Source organism: Streptomyces sp. NPDC051738, assembly GCF_044453205.1.
Lineage (GTDB): Bacteria > Actinomycetota > Actinomycetes > Streptomycetales > Streptomycetaceae > Streptomyces.
In genome coordinates, this window is record NZ_JBITCM010000023.1 from 66,738 (window position 1) to 90,542 (window position 23,805).

Sequence of the window (23,805 nt, forward strand, 5' to 3'; positions counted from 1 at the left end):
TGGTGGAGCCATGACCATCGACGTTCGCCCGGCCTCGGTCTTCGAGGACGTCCGCAAGGTGCTGGGCCCGAAGTCGCCCGGAGCGAACGTCTGTTGGTGCCTGAGCTACCGCATCCCGTCCAAGCTCAACAACGAGCTCCGTGGACCGGCCCGCGGTGAGTACGTGGCCGAGTTGTGCGGCGCCGATCCCCCTCCGGGAGTGCTCGCCTACGACGGTGACGAGCCCGTCGGCTGGGCCGCGGTGGCGCCCCGCTCGGACACCACCTTCGCGCGCAACCGCAAGATCCCGCACGTCGACGATCTGCCCGTCTGGTCGCTGTGGTGCATCCGCGTACGCGCCGGCCACCGCAAGCAGGGGATCACCCACCCCCTCATCGCCGGCGCGGTCGAGTTCGCCCGCGAACGGGGCGCCCCGGTGATCGAGGCTTACCCCCTGGACAACGGCGACGCCAAGGTGGACCTGACCATGGCGTACGCCGGGCTCCGCAAGAACTTCGAACGCGCCGGGTTCGTCCACGCCGCCGACACCACCTCGGTGCTGGCCGGTCATCCCCGGATCCTGATGCGGCTCGACCTGCGCTGACCGGCGAACCGCGCGCACTTCCCCTCCCCCGCTCCCGGGCTCAGTGCACCGAGAACCCGCCGTCGACGAAGATCGCCTGCCCGGTGACGTAGGCGGAGGCGCGGCTCGCGAGGAACACCGCCGCACCGGCGAAGTCCTCGGCCACGCCATTGCGCCCGGCCATCGTGCGCGCGGCGAGCGCGGCCACCTTCTCGGCGTCGGACGACAGGCGTGCGTTGAGAGGCGTCATGACGAAACCCGGCACGAGTGTGTTGCAGGTGACGCCGTACGGCGACCAGGCCTCCGCCTGGGAACGGGCCAGCGACTCCAGCGCGCCCTTGGAGACGCCGTAGGCACCGCTCTGGACGAAGGCCCGGTGCGCCTGCTGGGAGGTGACGTGGATGATCCGCCCGAACTCCCGCTCGGCCATGCCCGGCCCGAACCGCTGCCCCAGCAGATAGGGCGCCTCCAGGTTCACGGCCATGGTCGTGTCCCACACGTCCTCGCCGAGCTCGCCCATCGGGGGCCGCAGATTGATACCGGCGCAGTTGACGAGGATGTCGGGCTCCCCGAACATCTCGGCCGCCCCCTCGGCCGCCGTACGCACGCCGTCCCGCGTGCCCAGGTCCGCGCTCACCCAGGCGACCCGGCAGCCGTACGCCGCCAGCTCACCAACCGTCGCCACCAGCTCCGCCTCCCTACGCGCCACGACCACGACACTCGCCCCCGCACGTGCGAGGGCCTCGGCGATGGCCCGACCGATGCCGGAACTGCCCCCGGTCACCACGGCGACACGGCCGTCCAGCGAGAACAGTTCGGAGAGGTACGTCTGCGCGATCATGCCCGCACCTTAGGCCGGGGGGTCAGCGCGCTTGCGCTTGGGGCGTGCGGTGAGACTGGGGCTCGGGGGGGGGAGGCGCTGGTGGGCGCCGCTCCGGTTCGGCGGCCAGCACGAGGGGGTAGGCGTGGCGCCCGCACAGCCACTACGCCTGCTCGCGCGGCCCGGCACCGGGTCACCGGTGGGCGATGCCTGCGCTCGGGGGGGGGCGCTGCGGCTGGGGTGCGGGCTGCCGGGGGTTCGGGGCGCTGATGGGCGCCGCTCCGGCTCGGCGGCGAATACGAGGGTGAGTAGAGGCGGCACCCGCACAGCCATTACGCCCGCTCGCGCGACCCCCGGCACCGTGTCACCGGTGTGCGACCGGGGTACCCGGTCCTGTGCTCGACGGTGCCGGGCCCTCTTGTGCTGCGCGGAGGGCCGACCGACAGTCCCGTGCGCAGGAGGGACGATCATGATGAGCGTCAGCCATCACACCCCGTCGCAGGCCGAGGGCGAGCGTGACGACGCGGACACCCCCAGGGCCGATCATCCGACTCCGGAGTACACGACGCCCTCGCAGGCCGAGGGCGAGCGTGACGACATCCCCGAAACGGCCGAGGCCGTCCCCGCCGCCGACAGCGGCTCCTGACGGAGCGCCACACGCGGGAGCCGCCCGGGAGCGACGCGCTCGGGCGGCGAATCGCCATCTCCTCCGGCTTCCGGCAACGTCTCGGTTCGGCGGCCCTGTCTGTGTGAGTCCGTCGGCCAGGGGCACTCGGAGCGCTCGGCGGGTCGGTCCGGACCGCCGTTTCCGACGCTGGAGGTGAAGGACATGGGTCATGGTGGGGACGTCATCGAGGAACTGGTGACCGATCACCGCGAGGTCGAGGAGCTCTTCGGCCGGATCGAGGGTCTGCCGCACGGTGACAAGGACCGCAAGGTGTACGCCGACCAGGCCACGATGGAGCTGGTCCGGCACTCGGTGGCCGAGGAGGCCTACCTGTACCCGGCCGTGCGGCAGCATGTGCCCGGCGGGGACGCCCTGGCCGACCAGGAGATCGACGATCACTCCAGGGCCGAGCGGATCATGAAGGACCTGGAGGGGTGCGACGCCGACGATCCCGAGTTCGACCGTCTCATCGGGATGCTGATGACGGAGATCCGCTCGCACCTGACCGACGAGGAGGAGAACCTCTTCCCGAGGCTCCGCGCGGCCTGCCCCGCTGGCACACTCGATGACCTGGGCGACAAGGTGCGTCAGGCGAAGAAGGTGGCACCGACCCGTCCGCATCCGTCCGCCCCGGACAAGCCGCCGGCCAACAAGCTGCTGGCCCCGGGAGTCGGCCTGGTCGACCGCCTGCGGGACGCGCTGACGGGACGCGGCAAGAAGGACTGATCCGGAAACCGGGGGCACGGCTGCCCGACGGCCCGGAGCGACGGGCGCGGCGTGTGCGCCTGTCGTAAGCGTCGAGGCCGAGGCTCAGGCGATGAGCGCTCGCCCCGGGCCGAGGCGCTCGTGAAGCGCGGTGCGGTGCAAGGCCGCCACGGGGGCGAGGAGGTCCGGGTGGCGCAGCAGTGGCGCCGCCTCGCGGTCGCGCTCGCCGGGCGCGACCAGGCGCCGGAACTCGATCGGCGTGCCGGCCGTATGGCCGCCGTCGGCGATGGCGGCGACCGCCGTATGGGCCAGCTCGGCGTCGGTGAGCAGGCAGGCCGCCCAACTCGCCACAACCTCGTCGACCCAGGTGCGCCAGGCGCAGTCGTGCATGGTCGCGTCCGCGCCGGTGATCCAGTCCAGGCCGGCCGAGCCGCCGGGACCCGCCATCCCGACGAGTGCGGCGTCTGTCGGCGTCGGGTACCGCAGCCACGCCGCCACCGTCACGGCCTGCCGGGCCTGCATCTCGCCCAGGGCGGCGGCCAGCGCGCCGCCGCACGCGGGGTAGGCACGGGTGAGCCACTGAGTGGTCGCCGCGATGAGCGGGGAGAGATCTGCAAGCACTGACGGGCCGTCCGGGGTACGGGCGATTACGGGCGATGGAGCGGAGTCCAACAGGTCAACGGGGTCCCTCAACGGTAGCCCGGTGTCCCCGGCAGCGGACATGCCTCCTCGCCGGTGAGTGAGGTGTCCTCGCCCACACAGGCCTCCTCCCTCACCGCTCCGACCACCACGGCGGCGCGCTCAGCCCGTCACCCGCCCACCCGAGGCGTCCGCCGGCATCCGTTCAGGCTTCGCCAGGTGGTAGACGTGGAACGCCCGGCCGATGACGGGCTGGGCGACGTTGCGTACCTTCACGCCTCCGCTGGTCATGCCGTGCTCCGTGCCGAGGTGTGCGTGTCCGTGCACCGCGAGGTCGGCGCCCGCGGCGTCGATCGCCTCGGCCAGAAGGTAGCTGCCGAGGAACGGGTAGATCTCGGGGTGTTCGCCGGCCAGCGTGTCGGGGACCGGGGAGAAGTGGGTGAGGGCGATGCGTACGTCGCAGTCCTGCCCCGCCAGTTCCAGCAGGGAGGCCCGCAGGGTGTCGGCGTGCCGGCGCGCGTACCTGACGAACTCCTTCATGACCGGCTCCCCGAACTCACCGGCGCAGCGCCCCACGAATCCCCCGCCGAACCCCTTCGTACCGGCCACGCCGATCCGCGCGTCGCCGTTGCCCACCACGGTCGCCTGCCCTTCCAGGACCCGTACGCCCGCGTCCTGGAGCACGGCGGTGACCTCCTCGGGGCAGTCGGCATGGTGATCGTGGTTGCCCAGCACCGCGACCACGGGGACCGCCAGGCCCTCGACCTCGCGCGCGACCACCAGGGCCTCCTCCGGGGTGCCGTGCCGGGTGAGGTCGCCGGCGAGCAGCAGGACGTCGGCGCAGTCGGGCAGGGTCTCGAAGGAGGGACGGAGCAGGCCCTTGTTCTCGGGCCCCAGGTGGATGTCCCCGACGGCCGCTATCCGGATCATTCGACCTCCTCGGCATGGTCGGGCGCGGAGGAGTCCGCGACCACGATGTCGCAGTGGACGGGGGTCCCCGGCAGCTCCTCGCGGGCCGTGCGGAACACGTCGTCCCGGCTCTGGACGGACGGCACGGTGCCGGTCAGCAGAACCGCCTCGCCACGGATCTCGATCTGCACGCCCAGCTCGCCGAGGTCCCCGGCGGCCAGGTCGTCGGCGAGGTGCGCCACGCGGTAGTCCAGGTTCTGCGCTCCGCCGGTGGCGGGTGCGGGTCGGGCGCCGTATCGGTTCATCGGGGATCCTCCCGTGGGGCGATGACGTTCAGGCGTTCGAGGAGGAAGAAGAACGCTGCGGGCATCGGTTCGTCCCCGCACGAGTTCCGTACGTCCTCCCAGTCGACCTTCTCGCGCAGGGCGCGGGCGACGGCGAGCACCGGCCCGAAGTCGCAGTAGTGCTCCGAGAAGGCCTCGATGAGACCCCGCATGAGATCGGTCGGCGCCAGGACCGGCATGTGCACCGAGTCGACCGGCACGTCCTGCGCCCGGGCCAGCACGTCCGCGGTGACCGGGCGGTGCGCCAGCTCGAAGAGGAAGTCGACGTCCTGACCGAAGCACGTGGTCTTCATGAGCCAGTCCTCCGGGGGCGTCCGGACCGTCAGGCCCGCTTCGGCCAGCGTGTCCGCCACCGCTTCGGCGTCGGAGCGGCGTACGCAGAAGTCGGCGTCGTGCTGCAGATGCCCGCTCCCGCCGTGGGCGTAGACGGCGACGCTGCCGGCCAGGGCGAAACTGTGCCCCTTGCCCTTCAGGAGCGCGCCGACCTGCTTCGCCGCCTCGAGAATGGCCTGGCTGCGATCGTGGGGCAGTTCCCGGTTGTTCCGCGGCTGCGGCTCCCCCGACGCCAGGTTCCGCGTCATGCCGACTCCGTTCGCCGTCCCGCCGCCCGGCGCAGGCCCTGTGGCGGGCCCGGCGTGGGCTGGAAAGCGTCCGAGTACCCGGCACACCCTCAGTCGATACGGCAGGACTTCGCCGCGGCACGTCCTCGACACGGCGCGCCTTGGACGGATCAGCTCGGCGCGTCGCTCCTACGTCCGCTCACGCCGCCGTGTAGCCGAGCTGGCGTCTCATGAACGGCGTCATGAGCGTCTTCGCCTTGGCCAGGGTCGTGGTGCGGCCGCCGAGGACCGCCGTCTCGCCGCCCGGCACGGGCAGCAGGGTCACTCCGTCGGCCGGGCCGAACGGGACGATGATCGGGGTGCGGTGGATCGGCCGGTAGAAGCGGGGTTCCTTGCGGTGCTTGCCGGCGCTGTTCAGATAGGTGCGGATGTTGTGGGCGGCCAGATCCGCCTGGGCGAGCGCGGCCGGGGTGATCTTGAGCTCGGTGGCGTCGTTCACGTCGCCGACCGCGAACACGTCCAGCCATCCCTGGACGCGCAGCGCCTCGTCGACCTTCACGTGGCCCGACGGGTTGAGCCAGTCACCGTACCCGGCCAGCCGCAGCCAGAGCGTGTTGGGCGTGGTGCCGGTGGCCCAGAAGGAGTGGTCGGCCTCGATGATGTTGCCCTGGGCGTCGCGATAGGTGCCGAACTCGAACCCGGGGGACATGAAGGCGTCCAGCCGCACGTCCACGTCGTGGGACTCCAGCCAGGTTCGCGCCTTGCGCCCGGCCCGTGTGCTGCCCGTGGCGTGCAGCAGTTCCGGACCGGAGTGGGCGAGTGTGATCCGGGCGTCCGGCCGGGCGAGCCGGATCTCGGCGCTGAGCTCGACGCCGGAGGGCCCGCCGCCGACGACCAGGACGTGCTCGGCGCCGGCGATCTGCTGCTGGTGCCCGGCGAAGGACTTCGCCGCCTCCTCGGCGGTGGTGCCGGTGAAGCGGGCCGGTTCGGGGTAGTCGGCGCCGGTGGCGATGACCAGCACGTCGTACGGGAGGCGCTCCCCCGTCGCCAGTACGACCTGGCGCTCGGTGGTGTCGATGCGGACCGCCTTGCCGACGGCCACGCGGCCGTTGGTCAGCAGCCGGTCGTACGGGATGAACGGGGTGAACGACCAGTCCGGGCGGACTCCGGCGCGCAGGGAGGCGATGCGGTGGAAGAAGACCTCCTTGCGGTCCACCAGCGTGACCCGCGCCATCGCGTCCAGTCGCTTGGCCAGTCGGACGCCGGCGTAGCCGCCGCCGATCACCACTACGTCGCCGTCGAGCACGCCGAGTCTCCTGTGCTGGTGGGAAGGAGGGGCGCATGACGCGACGGGGGGCCGTCGTCGGCCACTCCCCTGTTTCAGCGAGCCTATCGCTTGAAACATAAAGAATTGATGGGGCTCAGTGTGCGTTCTGTGAAAGGTGCGGCGTGTGAGGCGAGGCGCGTGAAAGGGGGCAAACGAAGACGTCCGGGCCGACCCCTGCGGGCCGGCCCGGACGTCTTGCTCGGGACGGATCAGACGAGGTCGAACCGGTCCAGGTTCATGACCTTGACCCACGCCTGGACGAAGTCCTTCACGAACTTCTCCTTGGCGTCGTCGCTCGCGTAGACCTCGGCGAGGGCACGCAGCTCGGAGTTCGAGCCGAAGACGAGGTCGGCACGGGTGCCGGTCCACTTGACCTCGCCCGAGGCGTCACGGCCCTCGAACGTGGTCTGGTCCTCCGAGGTGGACTTCCAGGTCGTGCCCAGGTCGAGCAGGTTGACGAAGAAGTCGTTGGTCAGCTTGCCCGGGGTCTCGGTGAAGACACCGTGCTTGGAGCCGCCCGCGTTCGCGTCCAGCACACGCAGGCCGCCGACCAGGACGGTCGCCTCGGGGGCGCTCAGCGCGAGCAGGTTGGCGCGGTCCAGCAGCAGGTACTCGGCCGGCAGGCGGTTGCCCTTGCCGAGGTAGTTGCGGAACCCGTCGTACGCCGGCTCCAGGGCCGCGAACGACTCGGGGTCGGTGTGCTCCTCGGTCGCGTCGACACGGCCCGCGGCGAACGGGACCTCGACGTCGACCCCGGCGTCCTTGGCGGCCTTCTCCAAGGCGGCGGAGCCACCGAGGACGATCAGGTCGGCCAGGGAGACCTTCTTGGCGCCGGAGTTGAACTCGCCCTGGATGTTCTCCAGAGCACGCAGGACCTGCGCGAGCTCGTCCGGGTCGTTGACCTGCCAGCCGCGCTGCGGCTCCAGGCGGATACGGGCGCCGTTGGCACCGCCGCGCTTGTCGCTGGCGCGGTGCGTGGCGGCCGACGCCCACGCGGCCTTGACCAGCTGCGGGACGGTCAGGCCGGAGGCGAGGATCTTGGCCTTGAGCGCCGTCACGTCGGCGGCGTCGATGGCCTCGCCCTCGGCCTCGGGCAGCGGGTCCTGCCACAGCAGGGTCTCCGCCGGGACCTCCGGGCCGAGGTACAGGGACTTCGGGCCCAGGTCACGGTGGGTCAGCTTGTACCAGGCGCGGGCGAAGGCGTCCGCGAACTCGGCCGGGTTCTCGTGGAAGCGCTTCGAGATCGGACCGTAGATCGGGTCGAAGCGCAGCGAGAGGTCGGTGGTGAGCATCGTGGGCAGCTTCTTCGAGTCGCTGTGGGCGTCGGGGATGATCGCCTCGGCGTCCTTGGCCACCCACTGGTTGGCGCCGGCGGGGCTCTGGGTGAGCTCCCACTCGTAGCCGAAGAGGATGTCGAAGAAGTCGTTGCTCCACTGGGTGGGCTTGGTGGTCCAGGTGACCTCCAGGCCGGAGGTGATGGCGTCGCCACCCTTGCCGGAGCCGTAGGTGGACTTCCAGCCCAGGCCCTGCTCCTCCATGGTGGCGGCCTCGGGGTCGTTGCCGACCGCGTCGGCCGGGCCGGCGCCGTGGGTCTTGCCGAAGGTGTGACCACCGGCGATGAGGGCGACGGTCTCCTCGTCGTTCATCGCCATGCGGCGGAACGTCTCACGGATGTCGCGGGCCGCGGCGATCGGGTCCGGGTTGCCGTTCGGGCCCTCGGGGTTGACGTAGATCAGGCCCATCTGGACGGCGCCGAGCGGGTTCTCCAGCTCGCGGTCGCCGGAGTAGCGCTGGTCGTCCAGCCAGGTGGTCTCGGGACCCCAGTAGACGTCCTCGTCGGCCTCCCAGACGTCGGCACGGCCACCGCCGAAGCCGAAGGTCTCGAAGCCCATCGACTCCAGCGCGACGTTGCCCGTGAGGATCATGAGGTCGGCCCAGGAGATGGCCTGGCCGTACTTCTTCTTGACCGGCCACAGCAGACGGCGGGCCTTGTCGAGGTTGCCGTTGTCCGGCCAGCTGTTCAGCGGCGCGAAGCGCTGCTGACCGCGGCCGCCACCGCCGCGGCCGTCGCTGATGCGGTAGGTGCCGGCGCTGTGCCAGGCCATACGGATCATCAGCGGGCCGTAGTTGCCGAAGTCGGCGGGCCACCAGTCCTGGGAACTGGTCAGAACCTCGGCGATGTCGCGTTTCACGGCCGCGAGGTCGAGGGCCTGGAACGCCTCGGCGTAGTCGAACTCCTCACCGAGCGGGTTCGCCACGACGGGATCCTTGGCGAGGATCTTCAGGTTGAGGCGCTCCGGCCACCACTGACGGTTGCCACCGCCCTGCGTGGGGTGCGCGGCGCGACCGTGCGCGACGGGGCAGCCACCGGTGCCCTCAGCCTTTGCGTCAGTGACGATCGCATCGGGGTTCTCAGCCATGGGAAACCTTCCGAACTAGGTGAATCACAGTGCTCGGGGTGCACTGTTGGCGGTGGAACAGTCGGGGCACAGGCCCCAGTAGATGACCTCGGCCTCGTCGATGGTGAAGCCGTGGTCGTCGGACGCGGTCAGGCAGGGCGCCTCGCCGACCTCGCAGTCGACGTCGGCCACGACACCGCACGACCGGCACACGACGTGGTGGTGGTTGTCGCCGACGCGCCCCTCGAACCGGGCCGGGCTGCCGGCCGGCTCGATGCGGCGTATGAGTCCCGCCGCGGTGAGTGCGTGGAGGCCCTCGTACACGGCCGGCAGGGAGACATGGCCTACGCGATCACGCACCCCGGAGGCGATGGCCTCGACGCCGAGGTGGTCACCGGCCCGGACGGCCTCCAGCAGCGCGACACGCGCGGCGGTCACCCGCAGGCCGGCACCGCGCAGCTCCTCGGCCGGGGTCGGTGTCTGGGATGCGGTCATGGCCACAACCTACCTCCCTAAACACGAATGATTCAAGAAAACGAATGATGAAACTTTGGCGCACCCCGACCATGGGCCACCCCACCACCGGACCGGAAGCCGGGCAACCGTCGCAAGGGTAACCAGAAGCCGCATATCAGACACGCGCACTGGAGCGGGAGCGGGAGTACGTCACCTTGCCCGCCGAGCCGCCCCTTCCTCCGTCTCCGTCCGCTAGCGCACATGGCACCCCCGGCGTCCCCCAAAGCGCGAAAAAACGTCTCTGCCCGCATCGCGACATGCCTTTCCGTCAAGGCCTTGACGTGGCCGACATCCCACTCGTACTCGATGGAGGTACATCGCCATGCTCGGCAGACATACCGCGGCCGGCCGCCGCGTCGCCCTTACCGCTCTCGGCACCCTCGTCCTCACCGGGGCCGCCTCGACCGCCACTGCCGCGCCGCCGCCCGCGCCCGCGTCCACGGCCGCGCAGACCCTCGGCGCCGACCGGCCGCCGGCGGCGGTGCTGCGCGCCATGGAGCGTGATCTGAAGCTGAAGCCTGGTCAGGCGGAGGAGCGGCTGGTCAACGAGGCGGAGGCGGGCGCCCGTGCGGGTCGCCTCCGCAACGCCCTCGGCAAGCACTTCGCGGGCGCCTGGGTGCGCGGGGCGACGTCCGCCGAGCTCACCGTGGCGACCACCGATGCCGCCGACGTGTCCGCCATCAAGGCCCAGGGCGCCAAGGCCGTGGTCGTCAAGCGGACGTTGGCCGAACTCCAGACCGTGAAGAACACGCTGGACTCGACCGCCCGCACCGCCAAGACGCACGACACACCGGTCTGGTACGTGGACGTGCCGGCCAACCGCGTTGTCGTACAGGCGACCAAGCGGTCGGCTGCCACCGCCTTCATCAAGGCCGCCGGCGTCGAGGGCAAGGACGTGGGTGTCCGGGTGTCGGCCATGCGGCCGCGGCTGCTGGAGGACGTGGTGGGTGGCGACGCCTACTACATCGAGAGCTCCGCCCGCTGCTCCGTCGGGTTCTCCGTCACCAAGGACGAGCAGCAGGGCTTCGCCTCGGCGGGCCACTGCGGCGACCAGGGCGACAAGACCACCGGCCACAACATGGCCGCCCAGGGCACGTTCCAGGCATCCACGTTCCCCGGCAAGGACATGTCCTGGATCGCCGTCAACAGCGACTGGACCGCGACCGCCGAGGTGAAGGGGGAGGGCGGCCAGCGGACGCAGGTCACCGGCTCGGTCCAGGCGCTCGTCGGGGCGTCGATCTGCCGCTCCGGCTCCACCACCGGCTGGCACTGCGGCACCATCCGGCAGCACGACACCAGTGTCAGTTACGCCCAGGGCACCGTCGACGGCGTCACCCAGACCACGGTGTGCGCGGAACCGGGTGACTCCGGCGGCCCCTACGTCTCCGGCTCCCAGGCACAGGGTGTGACCTCCGGTGGCTCGGGCAACTGCACGAACGGCGGGACCACCTTCTACCAGCCGATCAACCCGATCCTCAGCGACTTCGGGCTCGTCCTGAAGACCGCGCCCTCCCAGTCCGGCAACCCCGCTCCGCCGGAGAACGCCGCGGAGACCTGGGCAGCGGGCCGGGTCTACGAGGCCGGCGCCACCGTGACCCACGCGGGTGTGCGGTACCAGTGCCTGCAGTCCCACCAGGCGCAGGGCGGCTGGTCGCCGGTCGCCACTCCGGCCCTGTGGCAGCGGATGTAGGGGACGCAGGAGTCGTACGGCTCGGGCGGTGCGGGTCCGGCTCCCGCACCGCCCGCTCTCGTTTCCGCACCAGGCCCCCGGCTGCCCCGCTGCTCCCCCGCTACTCCTGCGCGAGGAGCGCGTACGCGGTGGCGACGAACGCGTCGCGGGAGCGGAAGCGGCGGGTGCACAGCGCGACCAGGGCCGTGCCCGTGTCGGGTCTGAAGCCCAGGAAGGCCTGTTGGCCGAGGGTCGCCCCGCTGTGGAAGTACATCGGCCCGCCGTCGGTGGGATGCCGGAACCACGCAACCGTGTGGATGTGCCGGCGATCCAGTCCGCGCCGGAGCACCGGCGTGCGCACCGCCCGCAGCGACTCGGCGAGCGGTGAGCCGGCCGGGTCGAGGTGGGCTTCGAGGAACGTCAACAGGTCGTGCGGGGTGGCCCGGACGGCACCCGCCGCGTCGAAGCCGCCGGCGTCGAAGGCGCGGGTGGGTGTGCGCCCGTCCTTGCCGTGTCCGACGGCGTCGGTCTTCGGGTCGTCCGCCGCCAGGGCGGTGCCGCTCAGGCCGAGCGGGCGCAGCACATGGGCGCCGAGCAGGTCCGCCCACGCCGTGCCGGTCGCCGCGGCGACGGCGTGGCCGAGCACGGCGACGCCGAAGTTGGAGTAGTGCCAGCGGGTGCCGGGCCGGTGCCGGGGGCGATGGCGCAGGAAGGCGTCGGTGACCCGCTCGGCCGGATAGCGGCCGTAGGGGTTGGTACGCCAGGCCGGCAGCGCCCGCGGATAGAAGTCGGCCGGCAGGGCGGGCAGTCCGGCGGTGTGCGTGATGAGGTGAGCGAGCGTCACCGGGGCCTGGTCCGGGCGCCGGTCCGGGTCCAGGCAGACGGCGGCGGGCTCGCCCCCGGTCAGCAGGCCGCGCTGGATGAGCCGGGCCAGCAGGAGTCCGGTGAACGCCTTGGACGCCGATCCGATCTCGTAGCGCAGGTCCTGCCGCGGGACCGGCGGGGGCGGGGCGCTGCCACCGCAGTGCAGCATGCGGCGACCGGACCGGGAGACGGCGAAGACGACGTCGGGCGCGTCCACGGCGTCGACGGCGCTCTCCAGCCGCTCGCGCCACGCGTCGTCGTCGGCGGGGTCGCCGCCCGTGCGGGCCTCGTCCAGGTCGTCGGTGACGCCCGGCCAGGAGGTGCGCCGGCCGGTCATCAGATGGCCGGTCATGGGGTGGCCGGTCACGGGCTGGTGTGCGTCAGCTCGGCGAGGGCCCGGGAGGTCGCCAGCACGGAGGCGAAGGCGGCGACCAGCGTCGGGTGGTAGATCATGTCGAACACCTCGTCCGGTTCGCCCTCGGGCATCGTCCGTACGGCGGGCATGGCGCCGTCGGGCTGCTGTGCGGCGGCGAAGCCCTGCCAGGCCCGTTCGTCCAGGGTGGGGCGGGGCAGGCAGGCGTCGACGACGAGGAGTTCGCCGAGCAGGTCCCAGCGCTCCAGGTCCAGCCAGTCGTCGATCCAGACCGGCAGCCAGGTGGCGAGGTAGTCGGCGATGTCCGGCGGCAGGCCTTCGGGGTGCTCGCCCCAGTCGGTGAGGTGGAACACCGTGTGGGTGAGGTCGTAGGCGATGTGCCCGCTGACCGTCCAGGGTTCGGGTGTCCGGCCCAGCCAGGTGGAGCCGACGACATCCGCCTCAAGGACGCGGGGCGTGAGGCCGAAGCGGCGCTGGAACGCGGACAGTCCGAGGCGGCGGGTCGGGTCCAGTTCGAGGGCCGCCCAGCTGTCGAGCCGGTGGTAGAGGACGGTGGCGCGCTCCACCTCGGGCTCGCTGTAGCCGAGTTCCTTGTACGGGAGGTACACCTCGAACGGGATGGGCGAGAGCGGTTCGATGCGCTGGCCGCGCACCAGCATGCGACCGCCGTCCAGGGTGTGCCGCCAGGTGTGGTCGAGCAGCCGGCGCGCGAGGTCGGCCTGCCGCGATCCGGCGACGCCTTCGCGGAACAGCACCCGGCAGATCAGGGCCAGTTCACCGACCGGTTTGAAGCGCTCCAGGAAGCCCACTTCGGGGTCGACGTCGGGCTCCAGGCGGAATCCGTCGCGACGGGCCCACAGCCACTCGAGGGCGCGGACGCCGACGTTGTGCATGAGTCGGGTGTCGGTCATCCGGGCACTCCTTGTCCTTCATCGCCCTCGCCGCTCAGGCACTTGACGGTCTGTGCCGCCGCGAAGGCGGCCATCAGGGTGGAGTGGTAGCAGCGCAGGAACTCCGGCTCCCCATCCGCCCCGGGGACATCCCCGAAGTCCTGCTCCGGGAGCGCGCCGCAGGCGTGCTGCGCCCGCGCGATCCGGGTCCAGGCGTGCTGAAGTGTCGCGGGGTCGGGCGGGCGGGGCAGGCTCCCGGCCACGACCAGCAGCTCACAACTGAGGTCCCACATACCGGCGTCCAGGCAGCTGTCGAGCCAGGACGGCAGCCAGTGGTCCAGGTAGGCGGCGAGATCGGCGGGGACGCCCTCGGGGGTGCGTCCCCAGTCGGTGAGATGGAAGACGACGTGGGTGAGCGCGTACCCGGAGGAGCGCTCGAAGGTCCACGGTTCCGGCAGTCCGCCCAGCCAGGTGCGCCGCAGCGCCTGCGTCGCCCGCTCCGGGCGGTGGATGCCGCTGCGCCGCTCGGCTCTGAGGACGCCGAGCCGGCGGGTCGGGTCCTGCTCGGTGAGCTGCCAGCTCCGGGTACGGGCCGTCGTGGCGGCCGCGGCCTCGTACCCGGTGTGCCGCAACCCGGCCGCGGCGAAGACGGAGTAGATCTCCAACGGGTACGTCGCGAAGGGCTCCAGCCGTTGGAGCCGGAGGAACAGCTCGCCCCGGCCGGTCTGTTGCCAGGCGAACCGCAACAGGTCGGCCGCGCGGGCGTGCAGCGGGTCGGTCGGCCGCGTGTGCGAGCGGACGCTCGCACACGTCTGGGCCAGTTCCCCGAGCGGTTTCCAGGTGGCGTCCACATGGCCGTCGAGGGTGAGCGCGTCCTCGCCGAGTGCGAAGTCGTCGCGGTGGGCGGACAGCCAGGCGAACGCGGCTGCCCCCACCTCTTGGATCTCGCCGACGCCCGGGGCGGTCACACCCACGGCGGTCATACGAGGGCTCCGGCCGTCCGCATGACGCGGGCCGCCTGTACCTGAAGGGCCACCCGGGGGTCGTTGCCGCCCATGAGTTCCACGAAGTCCAGCCCGGCTTCGAGGCCGAGTGTGCCCGGTACCCCGTCGAGCAGGGTCAGCCAGCGCCCGGCGCCGGCCGCCTGCTGGTAGTCCCTGCGCCGCACGGCCCGTACGAAGCCGCGGGCCACGTCGACCGGGCGGCGCGCTGCCGCACGGGCCACGGCACAGTCGTCGCCGGGTACCGCGAGCGGTGCCAGGACGGCGAGTTGATGCGTGAGCACCTGCCAGGTCGCCTCGTCGAGCCAGTCGGCGTCGGGTTCGGCGCCCTCGTCCTCGAAGGGCGCACCGGGTGGTGCTCCTGGTGGGTCGGTCAGGGGCGAGTCGAGCCGCCGCAGGGTGCGACTCATCGCCCAGTGGCTCCACTTGACGGTGGGAGCCGCGTCGGCTCGGGGTGGGAAGGCCTCCACCGTCTTCCGGAACACGGCGAGTGCCTCCGGGTCGGGCGGGGAGGGGAAGAGTACGTGCGGCAGCAGCAGATCTGCTCCCAACACGCGTACGGCCGCGAGGTCGAGGCTTCCCTCGATCTCCCCCACGGTCCCGGTACCGGTGCCGGACATGCGCACGTGGTCTCCGCCCCGAAGGGCGGAGACCACGTCGGTCGCAAGGTCCTGCACCGCGCCCTGCAAGAGGGCCGAAGTGCCTGACTGCTCCATTCAGCCTGCTCCCGTCGTCCGCTCAGCCCTTCTTGGGCCGGGGGGTCGGCGGGGACAGCAGCAGCTTGGTGTCTGCGGAGAGCAGCGCCAGAGCGGCGCACTCCCGGCTGTCGCGGTAGACACCGTCGGGTTCGGCGGGGTCGAGTGCCGCTTCGAGGTCGGTCCGGACGTCGGTGATCTCCTCGATCGCCTTGTCAATGGACGGCATATCACCATCTCCTCTGGGGTCAGCCATAGCCTCCAACACCTAGGTGACCATACGGTCACAAAGCGCGCATCTTTTCCCAGGAGGCACATAGGCCACTTCTTCAACATGCCGCCCTGTCCCGCGCATGGAGCCGCGCACGGCGAGCGCCGTCGCCTGACCGTGCGGATGAGGCGTGCCCGCACGGCGCGAACTCCCTTGGCCTGGCGACCAGTTGAGACTCGACGACGCCCCGCCCCGTCGGTGAGACGCAGTTCACACGCAGCGCCCTGTCACAGATGGCGGGTTGCCCCGGTCAGTAGGGCGTATCCCACTACTCGGCAAGGAGAACACCGTGGAACCGCGTCTCGACTACTTCGGCAACCCCCTCGCGGGAAAGGTGCTGCGGCACATCAACTCGGCCAGCAAACTGATTTCGGACTCGACCCTGCCGGCCACGGTCCAGGAGCTGGTGAAGATCCGCGCCAGCCAGATCAACGGCTGCGGCTTCTGCACGGACATGCACACCAAGGACGCCGCCGAGGCCGGTGAGACCCCGCAGCGTCTCCACCTGGTCGCGGCCTGGCGGGAGGCCAAGGTCTTCACGGACGCCGAGCGCGCCGCCCTGGAACTGGCGGAGCAGGGCACCCGCATCGCCGACGCCGCCGGTGGTGTCACCGACGAGGCCTGGACCAACGCCACCAAGTACTTCGACGAGGACCAGCTCGTGGCCCTGATGTCCCTCCTCGCCGTCATCAACGCCTACAACCGGATCAACGTCATCAACCAGCAGCCTGCCGGGGACTACCAGCCCGGTCAGTTCGGCTGACCGCACCCCGCACCGGCACCCGCACGGGCCTGCCGTTCACCCGTTCGCCCGCCAGCCCGGCCGCGGGTGTCACACAGCGGGTCGCCATTCGGTCCTAGTTGTCACCAGCCCGATTCGTGACGAGAGAGGTGGATCATGACGGGAGCCAAGCGGACACGGCACCTGTCGCCGGTCCCGCCGGCCGCGGACCCGACGGCGGGACTGCACGCGCTCCCCCGTCCCGTCGCCGTCGTGGTGGGCGCCGGTGGTGTGCTCGGAGCGGCACATGTCGGGGTCGGATACGCGCTGGAGCAGCGCGGGTTCGTGCCGGACATGATCATCGGAACCTCGGTGGGTGCCCTCAACGGGGCCATCGCGGCCGCCCACCCCGACCGGGCCGCGCCGTGGCTGGACCATGTGTGGACCCAGCTGCGTCGCCGCGAGGTGTATCCGCTCGGCTACCTGTCCTCACGGGCGAGTGTCTTCACCGATCGCGGCCTGCGCCGACTGATCGCCCGGGCCGGGCTGCCGTCCCGGATCGAGCAGTTGGCGGTCCCGTTCACGGCGGTGGCCATGGACCTGGAAACCGGCGCTCCGGCACTGCTCGGCAGCGGGGACCTGGAGTCCGCGCTGCTGGCCAGCGCTGCCATCCCCGGCATGCTGCCCCCGGTGGACCGGGAGGGCCGGACGCTCGTCGACGGCGGTGTGATCGCGTATGTGCCGGTCCTGGCGGCTCTGCAGGCCGGCGCGGCCAGCGTGGTCGTGGTGTCGACCGGGCCGGAGAGCTCGCCGCCGGGCCCCGTCAGTCCGCGCCTTCGTGCCGGTGCGATCGCCGCCCGGGCCGGAATGCTGCTGTTGCGCCATCAGATCGAGCGTGACCTGCACGAGGTGTCCCGGCACATCCCGACCGTCGTGCTCCCCACCGGTATCGAGGCCTGGCCCGCCCCGTGGGACTTCGGCCATTCCCAGCGACTGATCAGCACGGCGTCGGGGACGGCGGGGCGCTTCCTCGACGAGCTGCGCATCAACGGGCCGGGCCTGTACCGGGTCGACGCCCCTTCGGCGCCATCCGCCGGTCCCGGCGGGACATCGATTTCTTCCGTAGCGGAGGCCGGCCTGTGAGTACGATCGCGTTCCTCAACATCGGCATGCACGGGCACGTCAACCCGACGCTGCCGGTGGTGGCCGAGCTGGTCCGGCGCGGCCACACCGTCACGTATCACACCTCGCCCGCGTTCCGTGCGGAGATCGAGGCCACCGGCGCGACGGTGTACCTCTACCCCGGGGGCGAGCAGCCGCTCCCCGATCCGCCGACGCCGGTCACGATGGTGGAGTCGCTCGCGCACACCACCCTCGGTCTGCTGCCCGCCGTGCTCGACGACCTGCGCCGCGACCGGCCCGACCTGATCGTCCACGACAGCTCCTGCCTGTGGGGCGCGGTGGCCGCCCGCGAGCTCGGTGTGCCGGCGGCCTCGTCGTTCACCACGTTCGCCTTCAACCGGCATGTCCCCAGCCCCACCAGTGCCTCTTGGGACCTGTTGGCCATGGCGCGCAAACAGCCCCGCAGCGTCGGGGGCTACCTGCGCGCGCGGGGGGAGTTGCACCGCCGCTTCGACGCGCGCGGGATACCCCTGCTCGACCTGCTGAACATCCGCCAGCCCCTCAACCTGGTCTACACCTCGCGGACGTTCCAGCCCGCCGCCGAGCACTTCGACGACTCCTACCGCTTCGTCGGCCCGAGCATCGGCGCCCGCCCCGCCGACCCGTCCTTCGAGTCCGACCGGCTCCAGGACCCGGTCCTGTACGCCTCGCTCGGCACGGTGTTCAACGCCGACCCGCAGCTGCTGCGGACGTTCGCGACCGCGCTCGCCCCGCTGGGCGGCACCGTGGTCGTCTCCACCGGGCAGACCGATCCCGACGCGCTGGGTCCGCTGCCGGCCAACGTGCTCCCGCTGCGTTTCGTGCCTCAGCCGGAGGTGCTGGCCCGCGCCGCGCTGTTCATCACCCATGGCGGCATGAACAGCGTCAACGAGGCCCTGTACGCCGGGGTCCCGATGCTGGTGGTCCCCCAGGGCGCCGACCAGCCGATGATCGCCCGTCGCGTCGTCGAGCTCGGCGCGGGCCTGTCGATCCGCACCGAGGACGTCGAAAAGGGCTCCGTGCGATCCCTCGCCCGCCGCCTGCTGCACGAGCCCGGGTTCCGGACCGCCGCGGCCGGCCTCAGGGCCGCCCAGCACGACGCCGGTGGATACCTGCGGGCCGCCGACGAACTCGAACGGTACGTGCGCGCGGCCGGCTGGGTGCGCCCTGCGGTCCCCGCCGATCCGGCACAGCGGGGCTGAGCGATGTCCGTCGTCGTCCTGCTGCTGTTCGCCGGGCTGTCCGAGGCCGCCGGCCGGATCCTGCCGCTGCTGGCCCGCCGGCCCGGCATGCCGCGCACTGTGGTGGCCGGGTCTTTGCTGGCCGCCGGTCTCGTCGAGGCCGCGGTGTTCGCGCTGTGGCCGCTGTCCGCATGGACCCTGGCCGAGCTCGTGGTGTCCTCCCCGCCGCCGGGTGACGGGCTGGAGTGGACAGCGGGCCTGCTCGCTCCGCTGCTGCTCTCCGCCGTCCTCGCGTTCCCGCTGCTCGGCCCTCTGCTCCACCTGCTGCTCTTCGTGGGGGTCGGGGCCGGTCTGGCCGAACCGCTCGCCGAGGCGTCCGGGCTCGGCTGGTGGAGCGCCGCGGGCTGCGTGGCCGTCGCCGGGGCCGGACTCGGTGTCGCTGTAGAGGCCGTTCGGCGTCTGGTCGTCAGGATCAGCGCGCCCCGGACGACGGAGCCGATCACATGAACGACTTCCTGCTCTGGGCCTGCGTGCTCGGGCCGGTGCTGCTCGCCGAAGGTCTGCTGGCCCGCTACGAGGTGCTGGCCTACAGCGCCGGTTTCCGGGCCCCCACCACCGATCTTCCCGAGGGAGTGCCCTACGCCCGGGGTGCGGCCGCGGACACGCCCCCGGACGCCTACCTGGTCTACCTGGACGGCATCGGCAAACGCCGCTTCCGCGACACCCGGGACGGCGGCCAGCTGGTCAAGGCCGTGCTCGCCGGGGCGCCGGAACTGCGGGTGCTGGGGCAGGTGCAGCCCTACTCGCCGCTGGCCGACCCGCTGGCCGACCGGCCGGTGTGGGCGTGGCTGCGCCACCACATCGGGCTGCTGCTGTTCCTGCACAACGTCATGCAGATCTTCGTCGCCGCCGACCACCGGTACCGCCCCCTGTACAACCGGGCCGTCGGCTCCCAGATCGCCACGCAGCTGCAGCTCGCCGGCTACCGGCCCGACAGCGGCGTCCCCGTGGTGCTGCTCAGCTACAGCGGCGGTGCGCAGGTCGCGACCGGCGCGGTCGACCAACTGCACACCCGGCTTCGCTGCCCACTCATGGTGATCACGCTGGGCGGTTTCCACAACGGCGCCAACGACCTCACTCATGCCGAGCACGTGCATCAGCTCACCAGCGCGTACGACCGTATCGAGCGGGTCGGCACCTGGATCTTCCCGCAGCGCTGGCGCCTGCTGCGCCGGAGCGGATGGAACCGCGCCCGGCGCGCCGGGAAGGTCACCGTGCACCGGCTCGACCCGGCCACCCACCTCGGTCCGCGCAGCTACATCAGCCCGGCGCAACAGCTGCCGGACGGCCGCAGTTACCTCGATCGCACGACCGACACGGTGATCACCCTGATTCGGGCCGGGCACGGAGCGACGGCGGCCACGACCGACAATCCGACGCTATGAGGCCGACGCTATGAGGCCGCGGCCCCGTCGTCGTCCAGCCCGGCGACCAGGCCGCGCAAGAGGGGGCCGTACTCCGGGTGGGCCAGGGCGGACGCCATCTGGGCGACCAGGTAGTCGGCCGGGTTGCCGGTGTCGTACCAGCGGCCCTTGATGACCTGGCCGTACACCGCGCGGGTGGACGCGTAGGCGTTGATGGCGTCGGTCAGGTAGACCTCGCCGGTGCGGTGCTCGTACCAGCGGCGGGTCTGCTCGCGCAGTTCGTCGATGATGCCGGGGGTGATGACATAGCCGCCGATGGCCGCGTACGACGACGGGGCGGCCTCGGGCTCGGGCTTCTCGACCAGACCGGTGATGCGCAGCTGGCCGTCTCCGAGGTCCTCCTTGACGATGGGCACGCCGTAGCGCTGGGACTCGGTGGGGTCCATCGGCAGGAGGGCCAGCACCGGGCAGCCGGTCTGCTCGTAGGCCCGGATCAGCTGCTGGGCGCGGGGGACCTCGGCGACGAAGACGTCGTCGGGCCAGAGCACCAGCACGGGCTCGTTGCCGAAGGAGCGGGCGGCGTTCAGCACCGGGGTGCCGTTGCCGTACGGCCCGTACTGGTCGAGGTAGGTGATGTGGCCCTGGCGGGCCAGCTCCGCGACCTCCTCCACGGCGTCGGCGTACGCCGTCTTGCCGTCCGCACGGAGCTGCTCGACGAGGGCGGGGTTGGGGCGGAAGTGGTCCTGGATGAGGCTCTTGCCGCCGGAGACCACGATGGTGATGTCGGTGATGCCGGAGTCCACCAGCTCGCGCACGGTGTGCTCGATGACCGGCTTGTCGCCGACCGGGAGCATCTCCTTCGGTGTCGCCTTCGTCAGGGGCAGCAGACGGGAGCCGAGTCCGGCGGCGGGGATCACAGCCCTGCGAATCGTCGGGGACATCGCATCTCTCTCGGTCGATCGGCGCACCGTACCGGGGGGCACGGCACAGGGTCGACGCTACCAACGTGGTCCACAGGTCAGTTCGCGGGGCGTGGAGCGCGCAGATGGGCCCGTCGGCCCAGTTCCTCCTCGTCGACCAGCGTGAGCATCGGCTGCCCCGGCGCACACAGCATCGTGACGAGGAACCGGCACGGCGCGTCGGTACGGGCGTTGGCGTCCTGGTAGTGGATCGCGTCTCCGCCAGGCTCCCAGAACGTCTCGCCGGCCTTGACGACACGTTCCGGCTCGCCCTCCAGCTCGAACCGCAGCTCGCCCTCGATGACGTATCCGAAGGCCGGCCCCGAGTGCCGGTGCGGAGGGTTGCCGGGGTCCCCGGGCGGCCACTCGACCAGGATGGTCATGCTCGACGCACCTTCGGGGATCTGGGGCGGTACGACGTCCTGCAGCATCGTCACCGCGTCCATCCCGATGGAACGCCGCTCGTCGTGGCCCAGGTCCGCCGAGTCCTTGGTGGACATGATGTGCACCTCCGTGGTGGTCGCGATGGGTCGCGGTAGTGGTCGCGCTCTCACTGAAAGACAAGACTGGGCACGGGCGGTGTGTGTGACAGCGGTCTGTCACAGATAGCCCATCTGACCGGTATTGCTCTATATGCTCACTTTCATGGCAGATGTGTCCGTTGATCCTCCCGGTCGGGAGTCGCCGGACGCCTACGCGGTCAGTGCCGAGTTCTACGACATCCTGCAGGCGGACCGGGACAGGGCACGCGTACGCCGGTTCTACGGCCGCGATGTCCGCATCGCCCGCCTGGGTGTACTGGACGTCGGCGCAGGCACCGGGCGGGTCACGCTCATGAGTCTCGCGGACTCGCGGGTTCCGGTGCATGCCGTCGAGCCCACGCGCGCCATGCGGTCCCTGCTGATGACGCGCCTGGCGGCCCTGCCCGAGGACGTGCGGACGCGGGTGACCGTGCACCCCGGCGGACTCGCCGAGGCCGCCCTGCGCGAGGTGGCCGACGTGGGGATATGCCACAACACGATCGCCTGTCTGCGCCCTGCCGCACGCCAGGCCCTGTGGCCGGCCGTCGCCGACGCGCTCGTGCCCGGAGGGGTGTTCCTCGTCCAGCTCCCGCCCGACCGTCTTCCCGCGCACGAGGCCACGCATGTCCTCCCGGCCCAGAAGGTCGGCCGGCACGAGTACGGGGGCCGCATGGTGATGTCGGCCGACACGGACCGGATCCGGACGCGGTTCGACTACTGGGTGCGGGGCGAGTGCGGTGTGCTGCGCGAGTACACCGAGACGTTCTGGATGTGGCCGGCCTCCCGTGCGGAGGTGATCGGGGAACTGGAGGGATCCGGGTTCGTCCCGCTCCCCGAACGGGACGAACCCGCCGTGCTGGCCGTAGGGCTCAGGCAGTGCTGACGGGCGCCCGGCGCACGCCGGTCCCGGCCGCGCGCCCTGCCCTGCCCGCTTGTAGCCTGGTCGTCCGGGACTGGAGGACACGCATGCGCGCCGAGGACGACGCCGACTCCCTGGACGAGGCGACCAGGCAGTTCATGGCGGCGCGCCCCCAGCTCTTCGGCATCGCCTACCGCGTGCTCGGCAGCGCCGTGGAGGCCGAGGACACCGTCCAGGAGGCGTGGGTGCGGTGGCAGGGGACCGACCGCACCGGGATCAGGGAGCCGACGGCGTTCCTGGCGACCATCACGACCCGGCTGGCGATCAACGTCGCCCAGTCGGCCAGGATGCGGCGTGAGTCGTACGTCGGGCCGTGGCTTCCGGAGCCGGTCGACACCCGTGCGGATCCACAGCTGGGCGCGGAACGCGCCGAGGCACTGGACATGGCGGTGCTGCTCCTCCTGGAGAAGCTCAACCCCGTGGAACGGGCCGCGTATGTGCTGCGGGAGGCATTCGACTACCCGTACAAGCGGATCGCGGACATGCTGGAGACGAGCGAGGCCAATACGCGCCAGCTGGTGACCCGCGCCAGGAAACACCTGGCGGCGGATCGCGCGGCGCCGGTCAGCTCCACCGACCACCGGCGCCTGCTGGAGGTGTTCCTCGACGCGGCCCGCACCGGCAGCCTGTCGGAGCTGGAGAAGGTCCTCACCGCGGACGTCGTCAGCTACTCCGACGGCGGAGGGGTGCGCGGGGCCTCCAAGATCCCGGTCGTCGGGCGTCTTCGCGTGTCCAAGTACCTGGCCGCCTTCGCCCCGCGGTTCTGGCCCCCGACGGACGTCCGCTGGGTCGAGGCCAACGGCCGGCCGGCCGTGCTCGTCTCCGTCGACGGAAACCCGGTGGCTCTGCTCTGCGCCGATGTGTCGGAACGGGGCATCGAACGGATCATGTGGGTCATGAACCCGGCCAAGCTGGCTCCCTACGTGGCCTCGCTGACCGGTTGAGGCGGGCCTCGGTGCCGGGGCGGCGTCCGAGCGCCCGGCCGTAACCGGCGGCTGTCACAAGGTGGGTGACTTGTCGGTCAACCAGCTGTCCCGGACCTGGGAATCCCTCTACGCGGGAGGCACCCGATGAGCGAGCCGTTCCAGTTGCCCGACCTGTCCGTCGAGAAGGACTACGTCGGAGAGTCCTTCTCCCCCATCTACACCACCACGGTGACGGTGAGCGGTGGACCGGCGAGTCACGGGCGGGCCTCGGGCAGGGCGCGCTCGTCCGACGGCGTCCTCGACATCGACCTGCGCATGCCTGCCGAACTGGGCGGCGACGGCCAGGGGACGAATCCGGAGCAGCTGTTCGCGGCCGGCTTCGCCGCCTGCTTCCACGGCGCCCTGAGTCTGGTGGCCCGCCAGGAGGAGCTCGACCCCGCCCCGATCCGCGTGGTGGCGACCGTGGCCTTCGGCCGGGACCCGGAGGACGGCGGCTACCTGCTGCACATCGACCTGGTCGTCAGGTGGCCGGACATCGACCCCGAGCTCGCCGCGCCCCTGCTGGAGAAGGCCGATGCGCTGTGCCCCTACGCGCGGATGGCCTGGCAGGGCACACCGACGACCATCACGCTGGCGTCCTGACCAGCGGCGATATCCGTGGTCCGTTCGGGGGGGTACCTGGGCCACGGAACGCTGTCACAGATCCGCTGACAGTCCGGTCGTAATGAATGACACCCCCTGATCGGAGAAGACCGTGGCTATCACCGAACAACGTCTTTCCA

At 71.5% G+C, this 23,805-nt stretch carries 27 protein-coding genes; 12 read left to right on the plus strand and 15 right to left on the minus strand.

What is annotated here, in order from left to right; all coding sequences use genetic code 11:
- Positions 1-10: 10 nt before the first annotated feature.
- Complete coding sequence (locus ACIA8X_RS38740) at positions 11-583, plus strand: GNAT family N-acetyltransferase (RefSeq protein WP_399460265.1); 573 nt, start codon at positions 11-13, stop codon at positions 581-583.
- 40 nt (positions 584-623) lie between these two features.
- On the opposite strand, the gene ACIA8X_RS38745 is transcribed toward ACIA8X_RS38740, so the two are convergent.
- The gene (locus tag ACIA8X_RS38745; protein ID WP_399460266.1) at positions 624-1,403 is read right to left on the minus strand and encodes an SDR family NAD(P)-dependent oxidoreductase; all 780 of its coding nucleotides are present in this window, start codon (positions 1,401-1,403) and stop codon (positions 624-626) included.
- A gap of 448 nt (positions 1,404-1,851) precedes the next feature.
- Here ACIA8X_RS38745 and ACIA8X_RS38750 point away from each other — a divergent pair, with 448 nt between their 5' ends.
- Positions 1,852-2,028 carry a hypothetical protein gene (locus ACIA8X_RS38750; protein ID WP_393460153.1) on the plus strand — a complete coding sequence of 59 codons (177 nt, stop codon included), beginning with the start codon at positions 1,852-1,854 and terminating at the stop codon, positions 2,026-2,028.
- 183 nt (positions 2,029-2,211) lie between these two features.
- Positions 2,212-2,775, plus strand: a complete 564-nt coding sequence (locus ACIA8X_RS38755) for a hemerythrin domain-containing protein (protein ID WP_393459900.1) — start codon at positions 2,212-2,214, stop codon at positions 2,773-2,775.
- An 84-nt stretch (positions 2,776-2,859) separates the two neighbouring features.
- On the opposite strand, the gene ACIA8X_RS38760 is transcribed toward ACIA8X_RS38755, so the two are convergent.
- From ACIA8X_RS38760 to ACIA8X_RS38790, 7 genes are all read right to left on the minus strand, one after another.
- Complete coding sequence (locus tag ACIA8X_RS38760) at positions 2,860-3,375, minus strand: hypothetical protein (protein WP_399460267.1); 516 nt, start codon at positions 3,373-3,375, stop codon at positions 2,860-2,862.
- Positions 3,376-3,555: 180 nt separating this feature from the next.
- Complete coding sequence (locus ACIA8X_RS38765; protein ID WP_399460268.1) at positions 3,556-4,323, minus strand: metallophosphoesterase; 768 nt, start codon at positions 4,321-4,323, stop codon at positions 3,556-3,558.
- Positions 4,320-4,607 (minus strand): hypothetical protein, encoded by a 288-nt coding sequence (locus tag ACIA8X_RS38770; RefSeq protein WP_393459909.1) that lies wholly within the window; start codon positions 4,605-4,607, stop codon positions 4,320-4,322. Before ACIA8X_RS38770 ends, ACIA8X_RS38765 begins: the two co-directional genes overlap by 4 nt.
- A complete protein-coding gene (locus ACIA8X_RS38775) occupies positions 4,604-5,227 on the minus strand; it encodes a hypothetical protein (RefSeq protein WP_393459912.1) in 624 nt (207 codons plus the stop codon). Before ACIA8X_RS38775 ends, ACIA8X_RS38770 begins: the two co-directional genes overlap by 4 nt.
- 178 nt (positions 5,228-5,405) lie before the next feature.
- Positions 5,406-6,512: an NAD(P)/FAD-dependent oxidoreductase gene (locus ACIA8X_RS38780; protein WP_399460269.1), complete on the minus strand. Its 1,107-nt coding sequence runs from the start codon at positions 6,510-6,512 to the stop codon at positions 5,406-5,408.
- Between the two features lie 230 nt (positions 6,513-6,742).
- Positions 6,743-8,953, minus strand: coding sequence for a catalase/peroxidase HPI (gene katG / locus ACIA8X_RS38785; protein ID WP_399460270.1), 2,211 nt, complete (start codon positions 8,951-8,953; stop codon positions 6,743-6,745).
- 24 nt (positions 8,954-8,977) lie between these two features.
- Positions 8,978-9,427: a Fur family transcriptional regulator gene (locus tag ACIA8X_RS38790; RefSeq protein WP_393459921.1), complete on the minus strand. Its 450-nt coding sequence runs from the start codon at positions 9,425-9,427 to the stop codon at positions 8,978-8,980.
- Positions 9,428-9,770: 343 nt separating this feature from the next.
- On the opposite strand from ACIA8X_RS38790, the gene ACIA8X_RS38795 reads away from it, so the two are divergent.
- Positions 9,771-11,138, plus strand: a complete 1,368-nt coding sequence (locus tag ACIA8X_RS38795) for an alpha-lytic protease prodomain-containing protein (protein WP_399460272.1) — start codon at positions 9,771-9,773, stop codon at positions 11,136-11,138.
- Between the two features lie 100 nt (positions 11,139-11,238).
- On the opposite strand, the gene ACIA8X_RS38800 is transcribed toward ACIA8X_RS38795, so the two are convergent.
- The 5 genes from ACIA8X_RS38800 to ACIA8X_RS38820 are packed head-to-tail and all read right to left on the minus strand — an operon-like array spanning position 11,239 to position 15,169.
- Complete coding sequence (locus ACIA8X_RS38800) at positions 11,239-12,318, minus strand: serine hydrolase domain-containing protein (protein ID WP_399460307.1); 1,080 nt, start codon at positions 12,316-12,318, stop codon at positions 11,239-11,241.
- Positions 12,319-12,344: 26 nt separating this feature from the next.
- The gene (locus tag ACIA8X_RS38805) at positions 12,345-13,265 is read right to left on the minus strand and encodes a DUF6895 family protein (protein WP_399460273.1); all 921 of its coding nucleotides are present in this window, start codon (positions 13,263-13,265) and stop codon (positions 12,345-12,347) included.
- Positions 13,262-14,227, minus strand: coding sequence for a DUF6895 family protein (locus tag ACIA8X_RS38810; RefSeq protein WP_393459930.1), 966 nt, complete (start codon positions 14,225-14,227; stop codon positions 13,262-13,264). The genes ACIA8X_RS38805 and ACIA8X_RS38810 overlap by 4 nt, the downstream gene beginning before the upstream one ends.
- Complete coding sequence (locus ACIA8X_RS38815; protein WP_393459933.1) at positions 14,224-14,961, minus strand: hypothetical protein; 738 nt, start codon at positions 14,959-14,961, stop codon at positions 14,224-14,226. The genes ACIA8X_RS38810 and ACIA8X_RS38815 overlap by 4 nt, the downstream gene beginning before the upstream one ends.
- Before the next feature lie 22 nt (positions 14,962-14,983).
- On the minus strand, positions 14,984-15,169 hold the full coding sequence (locus ACIA8X_RS38820) for a hypothetical protein (protein WP_393459936.1): 186 nt from the start codon (positions 15,167-15,169) through the stop codon (positions 14,984-14,986).
- Positions 15,170-15,500: 331 nt separating this feature from the next.
- On the opposite strand from ACIA8X_RS38820, the gene ACIA8X_RS38825 reads away from it, so the two are divergent.
- The 5 genes from ACIA8X_RS38825 to ACIA8X_RS38845 all read left to right on the plus strand — a co-directional run bounded on the left by ACIA8X_RS38825 (position 15,501) and on the right by ACIA8X_RS38845 (position 19,719).
- Positions 15,501-15,974, plus strand: coding sequence for a carboxymuconolactone decarboxylase family protein (locus ACIA8X_RS38825; RefSeq protein WP_393459939.1), 474 nt, complete (start codon positions 15,501-15,503; stop codon positions 15,972-15,974).
- 135 nt (positions 15,975-16,109) lie between these two features.
- A complete protein-coding gene (locus ACIA8X_RS38830) occupies positions 16,110-17,075 on the plus strand; it encodes a patatin-like phospholipase family protein (protein ID WP_399460274.1) in 966 nt (321 codons plus the stop codon).
- Complete coding sequence (locus ACIA8X_RS38835) at positions 17,072-18,295, plus strand: macrolide family glycosyltransferase (protein WP_393459945.1); 1,224 nt, start codon at positions 17,072-17,074, stop codon at positions 18,293-18,295. The genes ACIA8X_RS38830 and ACIA8X_RS38835 overlap by 4 nt, the downstream gene beginning before the upstream one ends.
- Positions 18,296-18,298: 3 nt before the next feature.
- Positions 18,299-18,781, plus strand: a complete 483-nt coding sequence (locus ACIA8X_RS38840; protein WP_393459948.1) for a hypothetical protein — start codon at positions 18,299-18,301, stop codon at positions 18,779-18,781.
- Positions 18,778-19,719, plus strand: coding sequence for a hypothetical protein (locus ACIA8X_RS38845; RefSeq protein WP_393459951.1), 942 nt, complete (start codon positions 18,778-18,780; stop codon positions 19,717-19,719). The genes ACIA8X_RS38840 and ACIA8X_RS38845 overlap by 4 nt, the downstream gene beginning before the upstream one ends.
- An 8-nt stretch (positions 19,720-19,727) precedes the next feature.
- Here the strand turns inward: ACIA8X_RS38845 and ACIA8X_RS38850 are convergent, their stop codons facing one another.
- Both ACIA8X_RS38850 and ACIA8X_RS38855 read right to left on the minus strand, forming a co-directional pair.
- Entirely contained in the window at positions 19,728-20,639 is a 912-nt protein-coding gene (locus ACIA8X_RS38850) for a UTP--glucose-1-phosphate uridylyltransferase (protein ID WP_393459954.1), read from the minus strand.
- Between the two features lie 77 nt (positions 20,640-20,716).
- A complete protein-coding gene (locus ACIA8X_RS38855) occupies positions 20,717-21,157 on the minus strand; it encodes a cupin domain-containing protein (RefSeq protein WP_393459957.1) in 441 nt (146 codons plus the stop codon).
- 145 nt (positions 21,158-21,302) lie between these two features.
- Here ACIA8X_RS38855 and ACIA8X_RS38860 point away from each other — a divergent pair, with 145 nt between their 5' ends.
- The 3 genes from ACIA8X_RS38860 (at position 21,303) to ACIA8X_RS38870 (ending at position 23,665) form a co-directional block, all read left to right on the plus strand.
- Positions 21,303-22,061, plus strand: coding sequence for a class I SAM-dependent methyltransferase (locus ACIA8X_RS38860; RefSeq protein ID WP_393459960.1), 759 nt, complete (start codon positions 21,303-21,305; stop codon positions 22,059-22,061).
- 83 nt (positions 22,062-22,144) lie between these two features.
- Positions 22,145-23,041 carry an RNA polymerase sigma-70 factor gene (locus ACIA8X_RS38865; RefSeq protein WP_393459963.1) on the plus strand — a complete coding sequence of 299 codons (897 nt, stop codon included), beginning with the start codon at positions 22,145-22,147 and terminating at the stop codon, positions 23,039-23,041.
- A gap of 126 nt (positions 23,042-23,167) precedes the next feature.
- On the plus strand, positions 23,168-23,665 hold the full coding sequence (locus ACIA8X_RS38870; RefSeq protein WP_393459966.1) for an Ohr family peroxiredoxin: 498 nt from the start codon (positions 23,168-23,170) through the stop codon (positions 23,663-23,665).
- The last annotated feature ends 140 nt before the right edge of the window (positions 23,666-23,805 follow it).

Bases quoted from the DNA above. Each gene is read 5' to 3' on its own strand.
- ACIA8X_RS38740 (WP_399460265.1), top strand. From the start codon at position 11: ATGACCATCGACGTTCGCCCGGCCTCGGTCTTCGAGGACGTCCGCAAG.
- ACIA8X_RS38745 (WP_399460266.1), bottom strand. From the start codon at position 1,403: ATGATCGCGCAGACGTACCTCTCCGAACTGTTCTCGCTGGACGGCCGT.
- ACIA8X_RS38750 (WP_393460153.1), top strand. From the start codon at position 1,852: ATGATGAGCGTCAGCCATCACACCCCGTCGCAGGCCGAGGGCGAGCGT.
- ACIA8X_RS38755 (WP_393459900.1), top strand. From the start codon at position 2,212: ATGGGTCATGGTGGGGACGTCATCGAGGAACTGGTGACCGATCACCGC.
- ACIA8X_RS38765 (WP_399460268.1), bottom strand. From the start codon at position 4,323: ATGATCCGGATAGCGGCCGTCGGGGACATCCACCTGGGGCCCGAGAAC.
- ACIA8X_RS38770 (WP_393459909.1), bottom strand. From the start codon at position 4,607: ATGAACCGATACGGCGCCCGACCCGCACCCGCCACCGGCGGAGCGCAG.
- ACIA8X_RS38775 (WP_393459912.1), bottom strand. From the start codon at position 5,227: ATGACGCGGAACCTGGCGTCGGGGGAGCCGCAGCCGCGGAACAACCGG.
- katG (WP_399460270.1), bottom strand. From the start codon at position 8,953: ATGGCTGAGAACCCCGATGCGATCGTCACTGACGCAAAGGCTGAGGGC.
- ACIA8X_RS38790 (WP_393459921.1), bottom strand. From the start codon at position 9,427: ATGACCGCATCCCAGACACCGACCCCGGCCGAGGAGCTGCGCGGTGCC.
- ACIA8X_RS38795 (WP_399460272.1), top strand. From the start codon at position 9,771: ATGCTCGGCAGACATACCGCGGCCGGCCGCCGCGTCGCCCTTACCGCT.
- ACIA8X_RS38800 (WP_399460307.1), bottom strand. From the start codon at position 12,318: ATGACCGGCCGGCGCACCTCCTGGCCGGGCGTCACCGACGACCTGGAC.
- ACIA8X_RS38805 (WP_399460273.1), bottom strand. From the start codon at position 13,265: ATGACCGACACCCGACTCATGCACAACGTCGGCGTCCGCGCCCTCGAG.
- ACIA8X_RS38810 (WP_393459930.1), bottom strand. From the start codon at position 14,227: ATGACCGCCGTGGGTGTGACCGCCCCGGGCGTCGGCGAGATCCAAGAG.
- ACIA8X_RS38815 (WP_393459933.1), bottom strand. From the start codon at position 14,961: ATGGAGCAGTCAGGCACTTCGGCCCTCTTGCAGGGCGCGGTGCAGGAC.
- ACIA8X_RS38820 (WP_393459936.1), bottom strand. From the start codon at position 15,169: ATGCCGTCCATTGACAAGGCGATCGAGGAGATCACCGACGTCCGGACC.
- ACIA8X_RS38830 (WP_399460274.1), top strand. From the start codon at position 16,110: ATGACGGGAGCCAAGCGGACACGGCACCTGTCGCCGGTCCCGCCGGCC.
- ACIA8X_RS38840 (WP_393459948.1), top strand. From the start codon at position 18,299: ATGTCCGTCGTCGTCCTGCTGCTGTTCGCCGGGCTGTCCGAGGCCGCC.
- ACIA8X_RS38845 (WP_393459951.1), top strand. From the start codon at position 18,778: ATGAACGACTTCCTGCTCTGGGCCTGCGTGCTCGGGCCGGTGCTGCTC.
- ACIA8X_RS38850 (WP_393459954.1), bottom strand. From the start codon at position 20,639: ATGTCCCCGACGATTCGCAGGGCTGTGATCCCCGCCGCCGGACTCGGC.
- ACIA8X_RS38855 (WP_393459957.1), bottom strand. From the start codon at position 21,157: ATGTCCACCAAGGACTCGGCGGACCTGGGCCACGACGAGCGGCGTTCC.
- ACIA8X_RS38860 (WP_393459960.1), top strand. From the start codon at position 21,303: ATGGCAGATGTGTCCGTTGATCCTCCCGGTCGGGAGTCGCCGGACGCC.
- ACIA8X_RS38865 (WP_393459963.1), top strand. From the start codon at position 22,145: ATGCGCGCCGAGGACGACGCCGACTCCCTGGACGAGGCGACCAGGCAG.
- ACIA8X_RS38870 (WP_393459966.1), top strand. From the start codon at position 23,168: ATGAGCGAGCCGTTCCAGTTGCCCGACCTGTCCGTCGAGAAGGACTAC.